This window comes from Klebsiella sp. WOUb02, from assembly GCF_050058015.1.
Taxonomy (GTDB): Bacteria; Pseudomonadota; Gammaproteobacteria; order Enterobacterales; family Enterobacteriaceae; genus Klebsiella.
Window position 1 is genome coordinate 1,194,049 of record NZ_CP170110.1, and the last position, 19,970, is coordinate 1,214,018.

The following is a 19,970-nucleotide window of genomic DNA, read 5'->3' on the forward strand; positions in this document are numbered from 1 at the left end:
TCTTCGGCTATAGAGCCTCATTCACCGGCGGCGCTTTCGCCAGGCTGCGCCAGATCCCTACCGCCAGCAGCAGCAGCAGGACGCCGGCGGTCGCCAGGACGATACTGTGGGCGCTGATAAACGCCGTTTTGGCCGCCTCAACCAGCGCATGGGCCGGAATGGCGGGCATCGACTGGGCCAGCTTTATCGCCTCGCTGATAGAGGATGCGGCCTGCTCCGCCGCGCCGCCGTCGACGCCGGTCGGCAGCACAATCGACGCGCTGTAGCTGCGGGTGAGGATCAGGCCAAACAGCGCAATGCCCAGCCCGGCGCCGAGCTCGTAGGCCATCGTTTCAATCGCTCCCGCCGCCGCCGCCTTCTCTTTTGGCGCGGCGGCCATAATCGCCGCGCTGGAGGCCAGCAGCGCGCTGGCAACGCTGAAGCCCAGCAGGGTCATCAGCCCCCACGCCAGCCACGGCTGGCTGCTGAAGTCGGTCAGCGACAACCCGAGGAAGCTGAACGCGCTCAGCAGCATCCCGCCGGTGGCAACCTGACGCAGGCCGAGACGCGAGACCATCATCCCGGCGATCGGCCCGCTAAATCCGCTTGCCACCATCAGCGGCAGCATAAACAGCCCGGCCTCAAACGGCGTTTTACCGTGCACAAACTGCAGCTCCTGCGCCATCAGTAGTTCGAAACCCACCAGCGTAATCAGCGCCGTCATCGCCATCATCACGCCGCTTAAAATAATGCGGTGCGTGAAGAGGCGCATATCGACCATCGGCTTCGTCGATGAGAGCTGCCGGCGCACGAAGGAGAACAGCATCCCCGCCCCGGCAAGGGCCACCAGCCCGCTGATCCACAGCTCAAGCTGCCCTTTCAGCGCCGTTTTGGCGCTAAAGACCAGCATCAGGATCGCCGTAATCAGCAGCAGCGCTTGCAGCATATTCAGCGGCTGCTCGCGCCGGGCGGGCTGGCGAGGCACCATCCGCGCGCTGAAGGCCATCACCGCCAGTACGATGGGAACGTTGAGCAGGAATACCGAACCCCAGTAGAAGTGCTCCAGCAGCATTCCGCCCACCAGCGGGCCGAACGCCGCGCCGCCGGAGCCAATCGCCGCCCACAGGCCCAGCGCCATATTGCGGTGGCGGGCTTCGGCAAAGGTGTTACGAATGCCGGCCAGCGTCGCCGGGACAATCATCGCGGCGCCGATGGCCAGCAGCGCCCGGGAGGCAATCAGCGCCATCGCGCTGGGGGAAAAGGCCGCCGCCAGCGATGCGACGCCGAAAATTGCGCTGCCGAGCAGCAGCAGGCGTTTAAAACCAATTTTGTCGCCCAGCGCGCCCATCGGCAGCACCATGCCGGCCATCACTAAAGAATAGATATCAATGATCCACAGCAGCTCGTTGCTGCTGGTACTCAAGGATACGCTAAGCGTTGGCGCCGCCACGTGCAGCACCGTGGCATCGATCGCTACTGGCAGATAAACCAGCAAAATCGCGATTAGCGTTAACCATTGCCGAGACATACTACATTTCCTCAATTAACGAAGTTGGACACTTGTCCAGGATTGCGATCCTGCCGGATTGTTGAACGACTGTCCAACTTTTTGTTACCATCGATGAAAACCACTGTGCGGCGGGAAAATATGAACTATTTAAGTCGGCAAGATCGGCGGGAAGTTATCCTGCAGGCGGCGATGCGCGTGGCCCTGCGCGGCGGCCTTGGCGCGATGACCGTCCGGCAGATAGCCAGCGAGGCCGGCGTCGCCACCGGGCAGCTGCACCACCACTTCAGCTCCATCGGCGAGCTTAAGGCTCACGCCTTCGTCCAGCTGATTCGGGATATGCTGGCCATCCAGCTGGTTGATGACGCGGCAAGCTGGAACGAGCGTCTGTTTTCGATGCTCGGCAGCGAAGATGGCCGACTGGAGCCGTACATTCGCCTGTGGCGCGAAGGGCAGCCTGCTTTCCAGCAGCGATAGCGATATCAAAGCGGCCTATCTGCTCACTATGAACCTGTGGCACGAAGAGACGGTCAACATTATTCAGCGCGGCACCGCGGCCGGGGAGTTTCACCCCGGCGATAGCGCGGAGAATATTGCCTGGCGGCTCATCGCCCTCGTCTGCGGCCTGGACGGTATTTACGCGCTGGGAATGAAAGAGATCGATGACGCTACCTTTAGTCGATATATAAACCATTATATAACGCTGGAGCTATTGCGCCCTGCTGAATAACCTCCTGGCCTTCCGTCTCCCGCAACTCCGCGTAGGGGCGATTAGCGCCGGCAGCGAGGCCGGCGCTTACCTGGCGTCGCTATTTACCCGCCTCCGGATGGGTATCAAAGGCCGCCATCACCGCCGCGAGTTCCGCCTCGCTAAAGCCGTGCTTCGCGTCAGTCACGCCGAGGCCAAAACGCGTTTGCAGCGTTTCATACAGCGCGGCGACGTCGGGCAAATCGACCTTCTCCACCACCCGAGCGTTATCCCAGTGGGTGAAGTGGAAGTTGGTTAAGGTCATCTTCCCGCCGTCAACCAGGTGGCGGCACAGCAGCAGGTGGTGGCGGAAATGCGACTGCGGCCAGTGGGCCGACCAGAAATTACCCATCACGTAATCGGCGGCAAACTGACGGCCTAAATCGAAATGGTACATCGACTGCCAGTGCTCATGATGGCTGAACTGCAGCGTCCAGCTCTCGCCTTCATGCAGCAGACGGTAGGTGCCGTGCGGAGTTTGCTGGGGAACATCCGCCAGCAGCTTGATCGGCGCGGTCAGGGTCTGCCCGCCAAAGCCGACGTCGGCAATCCAGCGCTCGCCTTCAACTTCCACCAGCAGCAGGCGGTGGGTGCGCGGCGGCATCTGCGGCGGATTGGCCAGCACCACGCGGCCCAGCAGGCTGCGTACCGAAAAGCCAATCTCGCTCAACGCCCGCTCAAACAGGCCGTTCTGCTCGAAGCAGTAGCCGCCGCGGCGGGCGCTAATCAGCTTCTCCTCCAGCGACCGATCGTCGAGATGAATCTCCCGCGGCAGCAGAACATCGAGGTTCTCAAACGGGATCGCGCTGTTGTGGTGAATATGCAGCGTCCGCAGGGTGTTAATCGACGCATCCGGGGTTCCCGTCCAGCCCAGACGAGAAAAATAGGCACGTAAAAATGGGCTCATCAATGTCTCCAGCAATCGGTGTGCGTCATTTATAGCGTATTTTTTTCGTCCCACCGGTATTTTTGTGCGGTCGCGAGGCTCAGCGTGCGCTGCGCTGCATCAGCGCCAGGGCGCTCAGCATCAGCGTCAGGCCGGTCAGCAGGGTCAGCGTCGCCATCGCCATGCCCTGTCCCGCCGAGCCCTGCTCAAACTGACGCCAGATAAACACCGCCACGGTCTGGGTGCCCGCCGGAGCCAGCAGCAGAGAGGTCACCAGCTCCCGCGAAGCCACCGCAAACACCATCAGCAACGCCGCCAGCAGCGCCGGAAACACCAGCGGCAGGACGATCAGGCGCAGCGCCCGCAGCGGCGAGGCGCCGTGCACCCTGGCCGCCGGTTCCAGATTATTACCGAGCTGGCGCAGCGCGCTGCCCACGTAGCGCACCGGCCACGGCAGCAGCAGGCAGCAGTAGGAGAGCAGCAGCATAAACCAGGTGTTATAGGGCGAAACCGGCCAGAACGGGCGGTTCCACAGCAGAATCAGCCCCACCCCGACCACCACGCCGGGCAGGGCCGCCGGCATCAGCGACAGCGCATCGATAATCGCGCTACCGCGTATTTTTTGGATCAGCACCAGCCACGCCGCCACCAGCCCCAGCAGGCCAACAATCAGCGCCGAGGCCAGCGCCAGAGAAAGGCTGGTCCCCAGTGCCGAAAGCGCGTCGCCCTGCTGGTCAAACAGCGCGGTAAAGTGGTTAAAGGTAAAATTATCCGCGCTGATTCCGCCCGACAGCGTGCCCATCAGGCTGGTCACCACCGTCGATGCCACCGGCACCGCCACCGCCAGCCCGGCGACCGTCGCCATCAGCAGCAGCGCCGGGATGGTAAACCAGCCCGCCGTCGCCCCGCTGTTCTCACCCGGTTTGCCGGTCACGCTGGTCACTTCTTTATCCCCCACCAAACGGCGCTGCAGCCACCATGCCAGCAGCGCGACGGCGATCAGCAGCAGCGAGAGCAGCGACGCGCCGTTGAGATCGATGGGCCAGTCGGCAAGCCTCTTCTCGATCCCGACGGTCAGCATCACCACCCCGGCGCGGGAGCCTAGCGCCGCGGGGACGCCGTACTCCTCAATCGCCAGGGTAAACGCCAGCAGCATGCCCGCCGCCAGCGCCGGAGAGAGCATCGGCAAGGTGATATGCCAGAAGGCGCGCCAGGCGCTGGCGCCGTGCACGCGCGCCACGATAGCCAGCCGCTGCCCGCTGGCCAGCAGGCTGCGGGAGACGGCAAAATAGACCACCGGGAAAATATTCAGCGCCATCACTAGCACGATTCCGCTACGGCTGAACAGCAGATCGTTGAGATCCCAGCCGGTGAGCTGCTGCAGATAGCCGTTACGCTGCAGCACCAGCATCCACGACAGGGCGGCGATATAGGGCGGCGTGAGAAAAGGAATTAAGAACAGCAGATCCCAAAGGCGCGGCAGCGGCAGATTGAACAACCCGCGCAGCACCCCGAGCGGCAGCCCGATGGCGACGCTGACCAGCGCCACGCCGCAGGCGATCCACAGGGTGCCGCCGAGCATTGCCGGCAGCTGCGGATCGGCAAACAGCGTCGCGACGCCGCTAAACGCCCCGGCCAGCGAACCGGCGCTGAAGTGGGGAAATATCGCCTGTAGGGCGATAAAAAACAGCGGCAGCGCCACCAGCACCAGCAGCGCCGCCAGCGTAAGGCCAGAAATGAGTTTTTGATTCACCGTATGTTCCTGCAAGCGAGGGATCCCCCCGCCGCGCCGGGAACAACGCCAGCCCGGCACCGCAAGGGGGAAAGCAGATTACTGCGCGAAGAGCGTGTTGAAGCGGGTCAGTACCGCGCGGCGTTCGCTGCTGCCGTCGCCGCTGGTCGGCAGAACCTTCAGCTCGTTCAGCAGCGGGCGCTTCGCCGGGACGTCGGACCGCGCCGGCATCAGCCAGGCGTCCGCCACCATCGCCTGACCTTCCGGCGACAGGACGTAGTCGACAAAGGCTTTGGCATCGTCAGCGTGCTGGGTGGTTTTCAGGATCATCATCGGACGCGGCGCAATCACCGTTCCGCTGGCCGGGAAAATCACCTTCAGCGATTCGCCCTGGCTAATATTGCCGTAAGAGACGTAGTCCACCGCGCCGAATACCGCCGCTTTGGCGCCCTGCATCACCGGCGTCACCGCCTGCGCATTCGGCCCGCTGACCACCATCCCGTTCTTTTTCAGCTCATCGAACAGGGTCCAGGCCTGGTCGCCCATACCGTTCTGCAGCCCGATCAGCAAATCCAGAGATGCGCCGGACAGCGCCGGGTCCGGGGTGGTCACCTTGTCCTTAAACGCCGCTTCCGTCAGGTCGCGCCACTCCTTCGGTTCCGGCGTGCCGCTTTTGCTGTTCCAGACGATCCCCAGCGCCGAAATGCCCTGCGCCACGTAGTCAGCCGATTTCAAATTGGCCGGCACCTTATCGGCGTTGGCGCTTTGATAGGCCAGCAGCCAGCCGCGGGAGTGGAGATCTTCCGCGGTATCCCACGAGGCGGAGATCAGCACATCCGCCTGCGGGTTGGCCTGCTCGGCTTCAAGGCGCGCCATCACCTTACCGGTGGTGGCCTGGAAAATATTGACCTTGACGCCGGTTTTCTTTTCGTAGCCGCTGGCGAGGCCTTTCGCCAGCGTGCCCGGACCGGCGGTATAAACGGTTAGCGCGTGGGCGCTGGAGATCATCGTAGCCGACAGCATCATCGCGAGCGCTGCTCCTTTCTTAAAGGTCATAATGGATTTCATGCGGGTTCCCCTGAGGATGAAGTAACAATGCGGACGGCAGCGACGCTGCCCGCCGATAAATGCACAATACGGTCAGCCAGCAGCTCGGCTTCGCGGCGGTCGTGGGTCACGTAGACGGCGGTAATGCCAAGCTGGCGCAGCAGGCGGCTCATCTCGATGCACAGCGACTCACGCAGCTCGCTGTCAAGGTTAGAGAGGGGTTCATCAAACAGCAGCACGCGGGGTTCGGCGACAATGGCCCGCGCCAGGGCGACGCGCTGCTGCTGGCCGCCGGAGAGGCCGGAGGGTTTACGCTCGGCGAAGCCGCTAAGCCCGACCCGCGCCAGCGCGGCGCTGACCCGCTGCTGGCGTTCGCTGCGAGGCACCCCGCGCATGCGCAGCGGAAAGGCGATGTTTTGCGCCACGGTCATATGCGGCCACAGAGCGTAATCCTGGAAAACCATGCCGATATCGCGCTGCTCCGGGGCCATCCCCCAGCCGGCTTTCGCCACCAGGCGGTCGCCAAAGCGGATCTCGCCGCTGGCGGGTACGGTGAGCCCGGCCAGCAGGCGCAGCAGCGTGCTTTTGCCGCAGCCGGATGGCCCCAGCAGCGCGACGATACTGCCCGCTTCGATATGCAGATCGATATTATTGAGAACGGTGTTGGCGCCGAAAGCGAAGGAAACGCCCTCAAGCTTGATGCCGGTAAGCGCGCGCATTATCGCCCTCCCCGTTGGGAAAGCGATGCTCTACCGGCGGTCAAAACCCGCCGGGCCGCGCCCACCTGCGATAAATACAGGGGAGCAAACATGTTGTTATCCTCTTTGGGACTTAGTGTCGCCAACTATAGGGAGCCTGGATGACGTATTGATTACAGTTTCATTGCGGCTTAACTTGTTGTCTGGCATCAGACCCATTTACCAAGGAACGCATATGAGCCGCTTTCGCCACGTCGAACTTCAGTACGCCAGCCGCCTGCTCAATCACGGCCCCACCATTCTGATAACCAGCTACGACGCTCAATCCGGGCGCCGCAACGTGATGGCCGCCGCGTGGTCGATGCCGGTGGAGTTCGCGCCGCCCCGCGTCGCCATCGTGGTCGATAAGAGCGCCTGGACGCGGGAGATCGTCGAGCGTAACGGGACTTTCGGCATCGTGGTGCCGGGCGTGGCCGCCGCCAGGCTGGACCTACGCGGTCGGCAGCATCAGCGGACGCGATGAGGATAAATTCAACGCCTACGGCATTCCGGTGGTTAACGGTCCCGAGCTCGGCCTGCCGCTGATTGAAGAGAAGTGTCTGGCGTGGATGGAGTGTCGGCTGCTGCCGCCCACCGCCGCCCAGGAGCAGTACGATACTCTGTTTGGCGAAGTGGTTTCCGCCGCCGCCGATGAGCGGGTTTTCGTCACCGGACGCTGGCAGTTCGACGATGATAAGCTCAATACGCTGCATCATCTCGGCACCGGCAACTTTGTCGCCAGCGGCCGGCACGTGCGGGCAAATATGCCGGAGGAGTAGCGCGGGTCAATTTTCCTGAGCCTCTGCATGCGGATGCCGGCGCCCGCATTTACCGGGGCCTGGAGTGTTATTTGCGGCCGATACGCTCCCTGATCGCCGCTGATAACACCGCGACCAGGGAGCGCCGGATCAGGTAATGATAATCGCCCGAATATCGTTAACGTTGGTCAACGTTGGTCCGGTAATCACCAGATCATCCAGCGCGGCAAAAAAGCGGTAGCTGTCGTGGGCGTGCAGCATAGCCCTGGCATCCAGCCCGGCCTGCTGAGCGCGCGTCAGCGTATCCGGGGTGACGATGGCGCCCGCGGCATCCTCAGTACCGTCGATACCGTCGCTGTCGCCCGCCAGCGCCCAGATCCCCTCCTCGCCCTGCAGCGCGCAGGACAGCGCCAGCAGAAACTCGCTGTTGCGCCCACCCCTCCCCGCGCCCTCAGGACCGATGGTCACCGTCGTTTCCCCGCCGCTCAGCAGCACCGCCGGGGGACGCAGCGGATAGCCGCGGTACTTCACGGACCGGGCAATCCCCGCCATCACCACTCCCAGGCTGCGCGCTCTCGCCCTCCAGCGCATCGCCGAGGATCAGCGGCGTATAGCCCAGCGCGCGTGCCCGTTCCGCCGCCGCCTCCAGCGCGCCGGAAGGGGTCGCAATCATGCGAACCTCGCTGCGGATATCCGCCTCCGTCACCGCAGGGCGCGGAGTATGTAGGCTATCCAGCACCGGCGGCGCCAGCTTGAGGCCATAGCGAGCCACAATCTCCAGCGCCGCCTGCGGGCTGCTGCTATCCGCCACCGTTGGCCCGGAGGCGATGGCCTGCGGCTCGTCCCCCGGCACGTCGCTGATGATCAGCGTCACTACCTTCGCCGGCATCGCCGCCAGCGCCAGCCGACCGCCTTTAATGTCGGAGAGCTGTTTACGCACGATGTTCATTTCCGTAATCGTCGCCCCGCTTTGCAGCAACGCGCGGTTGACCGCCTGCTTGTCCGCCAGGGTGATCCCCTGGCGTGGCAGGGCCAGCAACGCCGACCCGCCGCCGGAAATCAGGGCGATAACGCAGTCATCGGCACGGAGATTTTTCACCTGCTCCAGCATCAGCATCGAGGCCATTTCGCTCATCGCGTCCGAGACCGGATGCGCGGCTTCAATGATGCGAATCTTCTGCGTCGCCACGGCATGACCATAGCGCGTTACCACCACCCCCTGCATATCGACGTCCGGCCATGCGGCCTCCAGCGCAGCGGCCATCGCCGCGCTGGCCTTTCCGGCGCCGACCACAATGCAGCGCCCGCTCGGTTTATCCGGCAGTCTGTGCCAGAAGAACGGCATGCGGGTCCGCGCTGCGCACGGCGGTGGTAAACAACGTCCTGAGTTCATCGGCTATCCGCGTGTTGCTCATGGCGCCTCCTTTAGCTGGCCTGAATCGCCTGCACCACCGCCGCGGTCACTTCGCGAGTGGTGGCCTGGCCGCCGACATCCGGGGTTGCGATCCCCGCCGCGCACACCTGTTCCACCGCGCGCATAAGGCGCTGGGCCGCCGCGGCTTCGCCGAGATGCTCCAGCATCTGCGCGGCGGTCCAGAAACTGGCCACCGGGTTGGCGATACCTTTGCCGGTGATATCGAAGGCGGAGCCGTGGATCGGTTCAAACATTGACGGGAAACGGCGCTGTGGGTCGATATTGGCCGTAGGCGCGACTCCCAGACTTCCGGCCAGCGCGCCGGCCAGATCGGAAAGGATATCGGCGTGCAGGTTGGTCGCCACGATGGTATCCAGCGATTGCGGCTGCAACGTCATGCGGACGGTCATCGCGTCCACCAGCATTTTATCCCACTGCACGTCGGGGAACTCCTGAGACACTTCGCCGGCAATTTCGTCCCACAGCACCATTCCGTGACGCTGGGCGTTCGATTTAGTCACCACGGTCAGCCGTTTACGCGGGCGGCTCTGCGCCAGTTGGAAGGCATAGCGCATAATACGGGTGACGCCGGTGCGGGTGAAAATCGCCACTTCGGTTCCCACCTCCTCCGGCAGACCGCGATGGGTGCGGCCACCGTTGCCGGAGTATTCACCTTCCGAGTTTTCGCGGACGATGACCCAATCCAGAGTGCCCGCTTCGGCATGGCGCAGCGGTGATTGAATGCCGGGCAAAATGCGCGTGGGGCGGACGTTGGCATACTGATCGAAGCCCTGGCATATCGGCAGGCGCAGCCCCCAGAGCGTAATATGATCCGGGACATCCGGCGCGCCCACCGCGCCGAAGTAAATCGCATCGAACGCTTTTAACTGCTGCAGACCATCTTGAGGCATCATTACGCCGTGGGCTTTATAGTAATCCGACCCCCACTCAAAGGTACGGACTGAAAACTGAATGTCGCCCTGACGTTTTGCCACGGCGTGCAGTACCTCAACGCCGGCGGAGATCACTTCCGGGCCAATACCGTCAGCAGGAATAGCGGCGATAGCGTAATTTTTCATATTAGGTTCCTTCAATTAATGGTTTTCACGATGGGTTAATGGCGCGTCGAGGGGCCGGTTACGCGCGTTCCCCGACAGCAAAAAGACGATCGCCGAAGAGATCACCAGCAGGGCCGCAACAAAGTACAATCCCCATGTAAAACTGCCGGTCTGTTCTTTAATCAGGCCAATCATAAAGGGGCCGACAAAGCCGCCGAGATTGCCGATCGCGTTGATCGTGGCGATACCGGCCGCGGCGGCGGAACCGGAAAGAAACAGGGTAGGCATACTCCACAGCGGCGGTTTAGCGGCGCTGATCCCGCAGTTGACCAGCGTCAGGGCGCACAGCACGGTAAGTATCGTTCCGGCATTACCGGCAAACCACAGCCCCACCGCAGCCAGCAGGCAGGCGGCGATCGCGTGCCAGCTGCGTTCGTTGGTTCTGTCGGAATGCTGCGCCCACAGCACCATTGCCGCCACTGCGACGACCGCGGGCACGGCGTTAAGGAAACCGATGGTCAGGTCGGATAAACCGAGGGTTTTAATGATCTGTGGCGACCAGATCCCGAGGGTATAGAGCCCGGCGGAGGTGCCGAAATAGACCAGCGAGAGCGCCAGGACGCGTTTATCCAGCAGCCCTCGGAGAATACTGTGCTGCCCGCCGGGCGCTTTACGCGCCTGCTCTGCCGCCATCGTCGCCGTCAGCCAGCCGCGCTCCTCTTCCGTCAGCCAGCGGGCTTTTTCCGGCCGGTCGGTTAACCAGAACAGCACCACCACGCCAAGCACCACCGCCGGTACCGCCTCCAGCAGGAACATCCACTGCCAGCCGGTCATCCCCAGCAGACCATGCATCTCCAGCAGCGCCGCGGAGACCGGCGAACCCAGCGCGGTGGAAATCGGCGCGGCCGCCATAAAGATTGCGGTAACCTGCGCCCTTTTTTGCGCGGGGAACCAGTAGCTTAAATAGAGAATGATCCCCGGAAAGAAACCGGCTTCCGCCACGCCGAGCAAAAAACGCAGACTGTAGAAACTGGTGGTGCCCTGCACGAACGCCATCGCTCCGGAGACCAGCCCCCAGGTGATCATCACCCGGGCGATCCAGATACGTGCGCCGACCTTGTGCAAAATCAGATTTGAGGGGACTTCGAAAAGAAAATAGCCGAGGAAAAAGATCCCGGCGCCGAAACCAAATACCGAAGGAGAAAAGCCGAGATCGCTGTTCATGGTCAGGGCCGCGAAACCAATATTGACGCGGTCAAGAAACGAGATGAAATAGAGCAGCATGATGAAGGGTACGATGCGCAAGGTAATTTTGCGCAGCACCCGTGTTTCGAGTTCGCAGGTCATGTGAGGTTATCCTCTGTCATTATTTTGTAGGGTATGCGGCTTGTTGCCGTCGTGATGAGTATGCAGAGATTTGTTGCACGATCATTCGCTTAGGTTTATACAAAAAAAAGCAATAATCGAGAGGATGACCCTATGGAGCTACACCAGTTACGCTGTTTCCTGGCGGTAACGGAGACCCTGCATTTCGGCCATGCCGCGCAGCGGCTGGATATGCTGCCGTCAGCATTGGGCAGGCAAATTAGGCTTTTAGAAGAAGGGCTTGGCACCCGTCTGTTCACCCGTTCCACCCGGCGGGTGGCGCTGACGGAGAACGGCGTCATGCTCCGCGGAGAGGCGCGGAAACTGCTGGCGCACGCCGATGCCATTATGTTGCAATTTCGTCAAAATTCGCAACGTACTCCGGGGCTGCTGCGGGTGGGCGCCATCGATAGCGCGGCCATCGGGCTGGTGCCGTTACTGTTGCAGCACTTTCGCCGCCAGTATCCGCACATTGAGGTACAAATTTATGAAGATAAAACCGTCAGCCTGCTGCCTAAGCTCAAGAGCGGGCGGCTGGATATCGCGTTTGTCCGTCCTCCCGTTCATTTCGACGAGGCATTCGCACAGCGCTTCCTTTGCTATGAAGCGGCCATCGTTGCCCTGCCCGCTAACCATCCGCTGGCGGCGCGCGCAGCCATCAGAATTGAGGAGCTGGCCGATGAGCCGATGATTGTGCCGGAGCGCCGCTCCCGCCCGCACAGTTATGATTTAACGATCAATTTATTCCAGGACGTGGGGCTACAGCCGACGATTACGCAGGTAGCCGACGAGAAACAGACCATTATTAATCTGGTCGCCGCCGGATTAGGCCTGGCGATTGTGCCGCAATGGAGTCAACGTTTTTCCGTCAGCGGGGTGACGTTTGTCGCGCTGCAGGCGAACAAGCGTCCAGGACTACCGCTGGCTGCAATGTGGCTCAAGGAGACCGAGGATGAGGTCCGCGCGGCGATGCTCCGCGTCCTGGCTTCGCATCCTGAGCTATATGCCGAGATCGGCACCGGGGTATAGCCCGGAAATGGGCGGACGCGATACCGCCCTCCGGGACAGGGTTTACGACATGCTGTAGCCGGGTTTCTTAATCAGCTGCGCCATCTGCGGGGCGATTTCGCTGTCCCACACCTGCTGCCAGTCGCTCGGGTCAACCTGCTTCAGGGCCACGCTCACCGCGCTGTCCTTACTGTTCAGGTGCTGCACCAGTACGGCGGTGATATCGGCGGCCAGCGCCGCTTTTTGCTCATCATTCAGCTCGCGAGGAAAACACTTAATATCAACATGCGGCATAGCAGACTCCTTAATTGTCAGAACGATAAAGCTACCACAGCCCGGGCGCGTCGGTCTTCATTTTGTGCTTTAAATCAGCTCGTTGCGCCGCAGCGCCTGCTCCAGCTCGGCGCGTTGATAGACGGCATCCGCAACGGCGGCAAATTTCGGCGTGTGGGCGTCGAACCACTCCCGCCCCGGCCCCCACGAGTACATAACCGCGATATAGCAGTCCAGGAGGCTTATCCGCTCGCCCAGCGCGTAGGGCCCGGCGACGAGTCTGCTGCTCCAGCCACAGGTAGAGGGACCGGCGATAGTGCACGCAGTTTTCCCGCAGCTGCTGCGGGGCATCCGCCGTCCAGCGCTCCGGGTAATCCGCATAGGTGAAAGTGGGATAGACGTTGGCGACCAGCCAAATCAGCAGACGCTGAAACTGATGTCGCTGCGGCGTTCCGGGCTCGGGTGCGAGATCCGGCCGCTGGTCGAGGATGGTTAAGGCTATCGCGGCGGATTCGCTCATCACGCAGCCGTCCGCCAGCTTAAGGGTCGGTACCTGACACAGCGGATTTATCTGCATCAGGCTGTCGCGCTGCGGCCCGGGCTTATCAAAACCTTCAACGTTAACAAAGTGATACGGAATTTCAGCCAGCGTCAGCATCAGTTCGCTGATTGCCGACCCCCAGCCCGATACACCATAGACGGTGATCATGTTCGGCCTCCACGGTAAACCTCGGGTGTCGGATGAAAGCCGGGAAAAAAGCCCGTCGCGTGCTATTTAACGGTGTGCCTACGCCGACTCTCGTTCCAGCAAATGATAGCCCAGATCGATGATTGCTTCCCCTTCCCCCACGCCTTCAATGCGGTCGGCGAGGAGCGTTGCCGCGCGTTCGCCAATCGCATGGCGATCGACGCTCACGGTGGTAATCGCCGGTCGGTTGCTGGCGGCAAAGTCCAGATCGCCGAAGCCCATCACCGCTAAATCCTTCGGCACGTGCAGGCCGCGGTTTTCGGCCTCCATAATCGCCCCCTGCGCCAGGGTATCGGAACTGCAGACGATAATATCGAACTCGCCGGCGTCAAGCAGCTGGGCCAGGCCGCTGCGCCCCAGCGCCAGCGAGGCCGGAAGCGGTACTTCCACCTGATGCGTATCGCGCATACCGCCTTTGACCAGCCGGGCGCACAGGCCCTGCTTACGCAGCGCCGCTCGCGCGTCCCCTGCCCACAGCAGCCCCGGGTGCCGGTAGCCCTTCTGCAGCAAAAACTCACCTATCGACTCGCCAACTTTTTCATGCGAAAAGCCCACCAGCATATCCAGCGGCGTCGGGGTCAGATCCCAAATTTCCACCACCGGGATCGCGGCGTTGAGGATGGTTCTCTTTAACGCCGGCGCATGCTGAATGCCGGTCAGCACGATGCCATCCGGGCGACGGGAGAGCAGGGTTGCCACCAGCTCCGTTTCGGTCTCCCGACTGTAGCCCGTCACGCACAGCAGCATATGGTAGCCGCGCGTCGCAAGGGTATCGCTCAGCGCCTGGATGGTATCGACAAACATATTGTTGTTGATTTGCGGAACCACGACGGCAATCAGCCGGCTGCGTCGAGAGGCCAATCCGCCGGCCAGCGCATTGGGAATATAGCCCGTGGCCTGCACCGCCTGTAGCACCTTTTCCACCGTTTTTGGCCGCACCAGCTGCGGCGTGTTCAATGCCCGACTGACCGTCATTGATGATAGCCCCGCCGCGCGGGCAACATCATCCAGCGTCGGCACGCGCGTCGGTTTTCTGCTTTTCACGACTAAGCCCCTGTATTGAGTCGTTGCCAGTGGGCATTATTGATGATGCCCCAGCCAATTGCCAGCACCCGCCCGCGCATCCGCATGAGAATCAACAACCTGAGAGATATAATGTTATCGCTATCATTAATAATTGTGCTATTTCACAGACTCTTTTGGATCGTGATGTTACCTGCATAATTTTACCACTAATAACCTAAAGTTGTGATCGTTTGTACAAATTAAACTCACTCCTGTGGTCGAAAATCAAAAGCTGAATTAAAAATGTTAGCGCAAACATTATATAACCGATAAGGAACATGCCATGACCGCAAGCGCCAATTCCAGCTCCGTGACCTACGCCAAAACCACCGGCGTCAAAACCGCCGCCGAAACCGGCGATCGCATAGAGCACGTTAAGCTCTCCCTGGCTTTTCTCCCCTTAGCCACGCCGGTCAGCGATGCCAAAGTCCTCACCGGGCGGCAAAAACCATTGACCGAAGTCGCGATTATCATCGCCGAAATCCGCTCCCGCGACGGTTTCGAAGGGGTAGGCTTTAGCTATTCCAAACGCGCAGGAGGCCAGGGGATTTACGCCCATGCCAAAGAGATTGCCGATAACCTGCTCGGCGAAGACCCCAGCGATATCGATAAGATCTATACCAAACTGCTGTGGGCGGGCGCCTCCGTCGGGCGCAGCGGCATGGCGGTACAGGCTATCTCTCCGCTTGATATTGCGCTGTGGGATATGAAAGCCAAACGCGCCGGGCTGCCGCTGGCGAAGCTGCTCGGCGCCCATCGCGATTCGGTGCAGTGCTACAACACCTCCGGCGGTTTCCTGCACACGCCGCTGGATCAGGTACTGAAAAATGTCGCTATCTCGCGGGAAAACGGCATCGGCGGGATCAAGCTCAAGGTAGGCCAGCCGAACACCGCCGAGGATATCCACCGCCTGACGGCGGTGCGTGAAGCGCTGGGCCCGGATTTCCCTCTGATGGTTGACGCCAACCAGCAGTGGGACCGGGAAACCGCCATTCGCATGGGGCGTAAAATGGAACAGTTTAACCTGATCTGGATTGAGGAGCCGCTTGACGCTTACGATATCGAAGGCCACGCGCAGCTGGCCGCCGCGCTGGATACGCCGATTGCTACCGGCGAGATGTTGACCAGCTTCCGCGAACACGAACAGCTTATTCTCGGCAACGCCTGCGACTTCGTGCAGCCGGACGCCCCACGCGTCGGCGGTATCTCCCCCTTCCTCAAGATTATGGATCTGGCGGCGAAGCATGGCCGCAAGCTGGCCCCGCATTTTGCGATGGAAGTGCATCTGCACCTCTCCGCCGCCTACCCGCTCGAGCCCTGGCTGGAACACTTCGAGTGGCTAAACCCGCTGTTTAACGAGCAGCTAGAGCTGCGCGACGGGCGGATGTGGGTTTCGGAACGCCACGGCCTGGGATTCACCCTGAGCGAACAGGCACGTCGCTGGACCCAGCACAGACTGCGAGTTTGGCCAGCGCCCCTGATGCTTGTGCAGGCTATTTTCCCGGACCGGAAGCGAACGCGCCGGGTCCGGGCTGGCGGATAAGCGAATTCCCCACCATTCCGTAGTCCGGTCAGCCCATGACCGGGGATAGGTTATTAACGACCGGCGGGAGCCCCTTCATCCCTCCTCCCGCCCCTGACTTGCTGTACCCACATCACCAACCCTGAAACGGAGTTGAAAAGTGAATATACAATTAAAACGCAGCAACGTGCGCTACGGTATTTTATTATTTCTTTTTTTGGCCACCGTATTTAATTATGCTGACCGCGCCACGCTGTCAGTCGTCGCGCCAATTATGAGTAAAGAGCTCGGGTTCGATCCGGAGGCTATGGGCTTGGCTTTTTCCGTATTTGGTATTTCTTACGTGATCATGCAAATCCCCGGCGGCTGGCTGCTGGATAAATACGGCTCGCGGCTGGTGTACGGCTGCGCGCTGATCGGCTGGTCAGTGGTGACTATGTTTCAGGGGACCATCTTCCTGTTTGCCAGCCCGCTGGTGGTACTGGTTATTCTGCGCCTGATGATGGGCGCGATAGAGGCCCCGGCCTTTCCCGCCAACAGCCGCCTCAGCGTGCAGTGGTTCCCAAATAAAGAGCGCGGGTTTGTCACCTCGGTATATCAGGCGGCGCAGTATATTTCGCTGGGTATTATCACGCCGCTAATGACCATTATTCTGCATAATTTAAGCTGGCACTATGTCTTCTATTATATTGGCGCCATCGGGGTGATCCTCGGGACATTCTGGCTGGTTAAGGTTAAGGACCCGCTACATCACCCGAAAATAAACCAGCAGGAGCTTGAATATATTCGTGAGGGCGGCGGCGAACCGGAATTAGGCAGCCAAAAAACGCAGCAGAAATTAACCCTCGCGCAGATCAAAAGCGTGTGCGTAAATCGCATGATGATCGGCGTCTATATCGGCCAGTTCTGCGTCACCTCCATTACCTGGTTCTTTCTGACCTGGTTCCCGACCTACCTTTACCAGGCGAAGGGAATGTCGATTCTGAAAGTCGGTTTTGTCGCCAGTATTCCAGCTATTGCCGGGTTTATCGGCGGTCTGCTCGGCGGGCTGTTTTCCGACTGGCTGCTTAAGCGCGGCCATAGTCTGACCGCGGCCCGCAAGATACCCGTTATCTGCGGCATGCTGCTCTCCTGCGTCATCGTCGTCGCTAACTATACCGCTTCTGAGGCCGTGGTTATCGCCGCCATGAGCCTGGCCTTCTTTGCAAAAGGCTTTGGCAATCTCGGCTGGTGCATCCTCAGCGATACGTCGCCGAAGGAGATGCTGGGTATCGCCGGCGGAGTCTTCAATATGTGCGGTAATCTCGCAAGCATCATCACACCGTTGGTCATTGGGATCATTATTGCCAACACCCACTCGTTTGATTATGCCATTCTCTATGTCGGCTCGATGGGCGTGCTCGGCCTGCTCTCCTATCTGTTTATTGTCGGGCCGCTGGATCGTATCAACCTAACGCCTCACACGGCCTGATTCTCAAACCTGGCGAGAATTCGCCCCCGCTGTTTCGCAACACACTCCTGCGAAACAGCGGCTTTTTAGTAGGTAATCCCCGGCGGATTGACCAGCGATTGAGTCACCTCCTCCCCCTGTTCTCCCCAGCGCGCCAGCACCTGCTGGTACTCGCCGCGGGCGATCGCCCCGTCGAGCGCCGCCTGCAGCGCGTAAACCAGGCCGCTGCCCTTTTTGGTGGTGGTGGCAACCCAGGCCTTTTTCGGCCCCAGTCCGACGACTTTGGTCGTGCCGGTGAGCGCCGCTTTATAGGCCGCCACCGACTGCGGACCAAAGAACACATCGGCGCGTCCGGACTGGATATAGAGATTAGCGGAGGCGTCATCGGTCAGGTACACCGGCAGCGCCGGCTGGCGCCCCGCCGCTTGGTTCTCGGCGTTCCAGCCCAGCAGAATACGCTCCTGATTGGTGCCGGACCCGACGATCACCTTCCGTCCGGCAAGATCCGCCGCGCCGCTCACCCTGGCTATCGGGCTGGTCGATTTAACCGAAAAGGCCAGCGAATCGACGCGGTAGGTGGCGAAATCGAATTTCTGCTTGCGCTGCTCGGTCACCGCGATATTGACCAGCGCCACGTCATAGCGCCCGGAGGTGATGCCCAGCGGCCAGTCCTCCCACGCCGTCGGCACCAGCCGGAGCTTAAGCCCAAGGCTGCCGGCCAGCAGGCGGGCGATATCCGGATCGCTGCCGATACGCGTGCGGTTATCGCTCGCCAGCAGCGCCAGCGGCGGTGAATTCAGCGCCGAGATCGCCACCGTCAGCGTCCCGGGTTCAACGAAGCGATAGTTCGCCGGGATCTGCGCAATCGCCTGTCTGTCCACCGTCACCGGCAGCGGCTGCTCGTTGGCCCGCAGGTCAATTTTCGCCTGCGCCCCCGCCGGGATAATGCCGATCATTAACGCCAGAAGTCCTTTTCTCATGCCGGAAGCACCTTCGATAAAAATTGCCGCGTACGCTGCTGCTGCGGATGGTTAAGGACCTCATCGCTGCTGCCCTGTTCAATGATTTTGCCATCGACCATAAAGACCACCTGGTCGGCGACCTCGCGGGCAAAACCAATCTCATGCGTCACCACCACCAGCGTGGTGCCGGACCGCGCCAGCTTCTTGATAACGTCGAGCACTTCGCCCACCAGCTCCGGGTCCAGCGCCGAGGTCGGTTCGTCAAACAGAATCACCCGCGGCTTGAGGGCCAACGCCCGCGCGATGGCAATACGCTGCTGCTGACCGCCGGAAAGATGTCGCGACCAGGCGTCGGCTTTGTTGCGCAGCCCCACCACATCTAGCAGATCGTAGGCCTGCTCGATGGCCTCCTTGCGGCTGGCCCGCTTGTGGGCAATCGGCGCCTCAATCAGATTTTCCAGCACCGTCAGGTGCGGGAACAGGTTGAAGTTTTGGAATACGTAGCCGACGTTCACCCGCTGGCGGAGGATCTCTTTTTCCTTCAGTTCGTACAGCCTGTCGCCCTGGCGACGATAGCCGATATAGTCGCCATCGATTTGGATAAAGCCTTCATCAACCCGCTCCAGGTGGTTAATGGCGCGCAGCAGGGTGGATTTTCCCGAGCCGGAAGGCCCGAGGATCACCGTTACCGTGCCGGGCGCGATCTCAAGGGAGACATCGTCCAGCGCCTTATGGCGGCCAAAATATTTACTGACGCCGGTGATCGAGATATGGCCGTTATGAGAGTTGGACATGGACGGGCTCCTGCGGCGGCGATGAACGAGAGGGTTCGGCAAGGCGGCTGCGGCGGGAGCTGTTGACCGCCGAGCGGCGCTCGCTGCGCGCCAGCGCGCGTTCGACCAGGTATTGGATCAGCGACAGTACGCTGGTGATCGCCAGGTACCACACCGCCCCGACCATCAGCAGAGGGATCACTTCCTGGGTGCGGTTGTAAATCATCTGGATGGTGTAAAACAGCTCCGGCATCGCCAGGACGTAGACCATCGCCGTCCCTTTCGCGAGGCTGATAATTTCATTGAAGCCGGAGGGTAAAATGGTGCGCAGCGCCTGCGGCAGAATAATGCGCAGCGTTCGCCGCCACGCCGGCAGGCCAAGCGCCGCCGCCGCTTCATACTGACCGTGATCGACGCCGAGGAAGCCGCCGCGAATAATTTCCGCGGTATAGGCGCTCTGCACCAGCGTCAGCCCAACCACCGCGGTGGAAAACTGCCCCAGCACGTTGATGGTTTGATAGCTGCCCCAGCTGATGCCGGTAAACGGAATGCCGAGCGAGAGCGTGTCGTACAGATAGGAGAAGTTGTAGAGAATAATCAGCACCACGATCAGCGGCAGCGAGCGGAACAGCCAGATATATCCCCAGGAGAGGCTGCTCAGCAGCCATGAAGAGGAGAGCCGGGCCAGCGCCAGCAGGCCGCCGAAAATCACGCTCAGCACGGTGCCGAGCAGGGTCAGCAGCAGCGTTTGCCCGAGACCTTCGAGGATCACCGGGTCAAAGAACCAGCGCGCAAACACCGCCCACTCCCAGCGCGGGTTAAAGGCCACCGACTGCACGACCACCGCCAGCACCAGCAGCGCCAGCACCGCGCCGACGGCGCGCAGCGGATAGCGCGCCGGGATAACTTTTATCGTTTCTGCTGTTTTCATCGCTGCT

Annotated in this window: 14 protein-coding genes and 5 pseudogenes; 5 read left to right on the forward strand and 14 right to left on the reverse strand. The window is 61.1% G+C overall.

Going from position 1 to position 19,970, the window contains the following annotated elements; genetic code table 11:
• Positions 1-7: 7 nt before the first annotated feature.
• On the reverse strand, positions 8-1,507 hold the full coding sequence (locus tag ABOC21_RS12595) for a SmvA family efflux MFS transporter (protein ID WP_426814795.1): 1,500 nt from the start codon (positions 1,505-1,507) through the stop codon (positions 8-10).
• A 120-nt stretch (positions 1,508-1,627) separates the two neighbouring features.
• Between ABOC21_RS12595 and ABOC21_RS12600 the strand changes: the two are divergent.
• Positions 1,628-2,216, forward strand: a pseudogene (locus ABOC21_RS12600) (TetR family transcriptional regulator).
• A gap of 79 nt (positions 2,217-2,295) precedes the next feature.
• On the opposite strand, the gene nhoA reads toward ABOC21_RS12600, so the two are convergent.
• The 4 genes from nhoA to ABOC21_RS12620 all read right to left on the reverse strand — a co-directional run bounded on the left by nhoA (position 2,296) and on the right by ABOC21_RS12620 (position 6,621).
• Positions 2,296-3,141: an N-hydroxyarylamine O-acetyltransferase gene (gene nhoA, locus ABOC21_RS12605; RefSeq protein WP_426814796.1), complete on the reverse strand. Its 846-nt coding sequence runs from the start codon at positions 3,139-3,141 to the stop codon at positions 2,296-2,298.
• A gap of 79 nt (positions 3,142-3,220) precedes the next feature.
• A complete protein-coding gene (locus tag ABOC21_RS12610; RefSeq protein WP_426814797.1) occupies positions 3,221-4,873 on the reverse strand; it encodes an ABC transporter permease in 1,653 nt (550 codons plus the stop codon).
• Positions 4,874-4,951: 78 nt separating this feature from the next.
• Positions 4,952-5,920, reverse strand: coding sequence for an ABC transporter substrate-binding protein (locus ABOC21_RS12615; protein WP_426814798.1), 969 nt, complete (start codon positions 5,918-5,920; stop codon positions 4,952-4,954).
• Positions 5,917-6,621, reverse strand: coding sequence for an ABC transporter ATP-binding protein (locus ABOC21_RS12620; protein WP_426815482.1), 705 nt, complete (start codon positions 6,619-6,621; stop codon positions 5,917-5,919). Before ABOC21_RS12620 ends, ABOC21_RS12615 begins: the two co-directional genes overlap by 4 nt.
• A 211-nt stretch (positions 6,622-6,832) precedes the next feature.
• Here ABOC21_RS12620 and ABOC21_RS12625 point away from each other — a divergent pair.
• Positions 6,833-7,415 (forward strand): annotated as a pseudogene (locus ABOC21_RS12625) (flavin reductase family protein).
• Between the two features lie 129 nt (positions 7,416-7,544).
• Here ABOC21_RS12625 and ABOC21_RS12630 read toward each other — a convergent pair.
• The 3 genes and pseudogenes from ABOC21_RS12630 to ABOC21_RS12640 all read right to left on the reverse strand — a co-directional run bounded on the left by ABOC21_RS12630 (position 7,545) and on the right by ABOC21_RS12640 (position 11,213).
• Positions 7,545-8,809, reverse strand: a pseudogene (locus ABOC21_RS12630) (glycerate kinase type-2 family protein).
• 10 nt (positions 8,810-8,819) lie between these two features.
• The gene (locus tag ABOC21_RS12635; RefSeq protein ID WP_426814799.1) at positions 8,820-9,887 is read right to left on the reverse strand and encodes a tartrate dehydrogenase; all 1,068 of its coding nucleotides are present in this window, start codon (positions 9,885-9,887) and stop codon (positions 8,820-8,822) included.
• Between the two features lie 15 nt (positions 9,888-9,902).
• Positions 9,903-11,213, reverse strand: a complete 1,311-nt coding sequence (locus ABOC21_RS12640; RefSeq protein ID WP_426814800.1) for an MFS transporter — start codon at positions 11,211-11,213, stop codon at positions 9,903-9,905.
• Positions 11,214-11,345: 132 nt separating this feature from the next.
• On the opposite strand from ABOC21_RS12640, the gene ABOC21_RS12645 reads away from it, so the two are divergent.
• Positions 11,346-12,260 carry a LysR family transcriptional regulator gene (locus ABOC21_RS12645; RefSeq protein WP_426814801.1) on the forward strand — a complete coding sequence of 305 codons (915 nt, stop codon included), beginning with the start codon at positions 11,346-11,348 and terminating at the stop codon, positions 12,258-12,260.
• A 42-nt stretch (positions 12,261-12,302) separates the two neighbouring features.
• Here ABOC21_RS12645 and pptA read toward each other — a convergent pair whose 3' ends face one another.
• The 3 genes and pseudogenes from pptA to ABOC21_RS12660 all read right to left on the reverse strand — a co-directional run bounded on the left by pptA (position 12,303) and on the right by ABOC21_RS12660 (position 14,304).
• Positions 12,303-12,533, reverse strand: a complete 231-nt coding sequence (gene pptA, locus ABOC21_RS12650; protein WP_426814802.1) for a tautomerase PptA — start codon at positions 12,531-12,533, stop codon at positions 12,303-12,305.
• A 69-nt stretch (positions 12,534-12,602) separates the two neighbouring features.
• Positions 12,603-13,221, reverse strand: a pseudogene (locus ABOC21_RS12655) (glutathione S-transferase family protein).
• Positions 13,222-13,299: 78 nt separating this feature from the next.
• Entirely contained in the window at positions 13,300-14,304 is a 1,005-nt protein-coding gene (locus tag ABOC21_RS12660; RefSeq protein ID WP_426814803.1) for a LacI family DNA-binding transcriptional regulator, read from the reverse strand.
• 304 nt (positions 14,305-14,608) lie between these two features.
• On the opposite strand from ABOC21_RS12660, the pseudogene ABOC21_RS12665 reads away from it, so the two are divergent.
• A pseudogene (locus tag ABOC21_RS12665) lies at positions 14,609-15,806 on the forward strand (L-talarate/galactarate dehydratase).
• A gap of 201 nt (positions 15,807-16,007) precedes the next feature.
• Positions 16,008-17,318, forward strand: coding sequence for an MFS transporter (locus tag ABOC21_RS12670; RefSeq protein ID WP_426814804.1), 1,311 nt, complete (start codon positions 16,008-16,010; stop codon positions 17,316-17,318).
• 65 nt (positions 17,319-17,383) lie between these two features.
• On the opposite strand, the gene ABOC21_RS12675 is transcribed toward ABOC21_RS12670, so the two are convergent.
• The 3 genes from ABOC21_RS12675 to ABOC21_RS12685 are packed head-to-tail and all read right to left on the reverse strand — an operon-like array spanning position 17,384 to position 19,963.
• The gene (locus tag ABOC21_RS12675; protein ID WP_426815483.1) at positions 17,384-18,253 is read right to left on the reverse strand and encodes a transporter substrate-binding domain-containing protein; all 870 of its coding nucleotides are present in this window, start codon (positions 18,251-18,253) and stop codon (positions 17,384-17,386) included.
• Between the two features lie 20 nt (positions 18,254-18,273).
• On the reverse strand, positions 18,274-19,053 hold the full coding sequence (locus tag ABOC21_RS12680; RefSeq protein ID WP_426814805.1) for an amino acid ABC transporter ATP-binding protein: 780 nt from the start codon (positions 19,051-19,053) through the stop codon (positions 18,274-18,276).
• Positions 19,037-19,963 carry an amino acid ABC transporter permease gene (locus ABOC21_RS12685; RefSeq protein WP_426814806.1) on the reverse strand — a complete coding sequence of 309 codons (927 nt, stop codon included), beginning with the start codon at positions 19,961-19,963 and terminating at the stop codon, positions 19,037-19,039. The genes ABOC21_RS12680 and ABOC21_RS12685 overlap by 17 nt, the downstream gene beginning before the upstream one ends.
• Between the last annotated feature and the right edge of the window lie 7 nt (positions 19,964-19,970).

Bases quoted from the DNA above. Each gene is read 5' to 3' on its own strand.
- ABOC21_RS12675 (WP_426815483.1), bottom strand. From the start codon at position 18,253: ATGATCGGCATTATCCCGGCGGGGGCGCAGGCGAAAATTGACCTGCGG.
- ABOC21_RS12685 (WP_426814806.1), bottom strand. From the start codon at position 19,963: ATGAAAACAGCAGAAACGATAAAAGTTATCCCGGCGCGCTATCCGCTG.
- ABOC21_RS12645 (WP_426814801.1), top strand. From the start codon at position 11,346: ATGGAGCTACACCAGTTACGCTGTTTCCTGGCGGTAACGGAGACCCTG.
- pptA (WP_426814802.1), bottom strand. From the start codon at position 12,533: ATGCCGCATGTTGATATTAAGTGTTTTCCTCGCGAGCTGAATGATGAG.
- nhoA (WP_426814796.1), bottom strand. From the start codon at position 3,141: ATGAGCCCATTTTTACGTGCCTATTTTTCTCGTCTGGGCTGGACGGGA.
- ABOC21_RS12680 (WP_426814805.1), bottom strand. From the start codon at position 19,053: ATGTCCAACTCTCATAACGGCCATATCTCGATCACCGGCGTCAGTAAA.
- ABOC21_RS12640 (WP_426814800.1), bottom strand. From the start codon at position 11,213: ATGACCTGCGAACTCGAAACACGGGTGCTGCGCAAAATTACCTTGCGC.
- ABOC21_RS12615 (WP_426814798.1), bottom strand. From the start codon at position 5,920: ATGAAATCCATTATGACCTTTAAGAAAGGAGCAGCGCTCGCGATGATG.
- ABOC21_RS12635 (WP_426814799.1), bottom strand. From the start codon at position 9,887: ATGAAAAATTACGCTATCGCCGCTATTCCTGCTGACGGTATTGGCCCG.
- ABOC21_RS12595 (WP_426814795.1), bottom strand. From the start codon at position 1,507: ATGTCTCGGCAATGGTTAACGCTAATCGCGATTTTGCTGGTTTATCTG.